Source organism: Mesorhizobium sp. M00.F.Ca.ET.216.01.1.1 (assembly GCF_004010325.2).
Taxonomy (GTDB): Bacteria; Pseudomonadota; Alphaproteobacteria; order Rhizobiales; family Rhizobiaceae; genus Mesorhizobium.
On sequence record NZ_SADR02000547.1, the window covers coordinates 1 to 286 of the forward strand.

The following is a 286-nucleotide window of genomic DNA, read 5'->3' on the forward strand; positions in this document are numbered from 1 at the left end:
GTTGTCCTGGTCGATCTGTACCGGGCTCACATTCGTCCAGCCCGACTGGCTCTCCTCCTTGATCAGGTAGTCGCCGGGCAGCAGGCCGGTGAACTGGTAGGCGCCGTTGGCGTCGGTCGTCGTCTGCGCCACCTGCTCGGCGGGATCGGCGATGTTGTCGTGGTTGTCGTCCTTGTAGAGCGTGATCGTCCAGTTCTCGACCGGCGTCTGGTCACCCGTCGTCCCCAGGCTGCCGTCGGCATCCTCGAGCTTGTGGCCCGAGATCGAGCCGAGCTCGACATTGACG

At 64.7% G+C, this 286-nt stretch carries 1 protein-coding gene; it reads right to left on the minus strand.

Translation table 11 applies throughout. From position 1 onward, the window contains the following. Positions 1–286 (minus strand): SpaA isopeptide-forming pilin-related protein (locus EN859_RS37395; protein WP_189502594.1); only part of this gene is annotated, 286 nt, incomplete at both ends.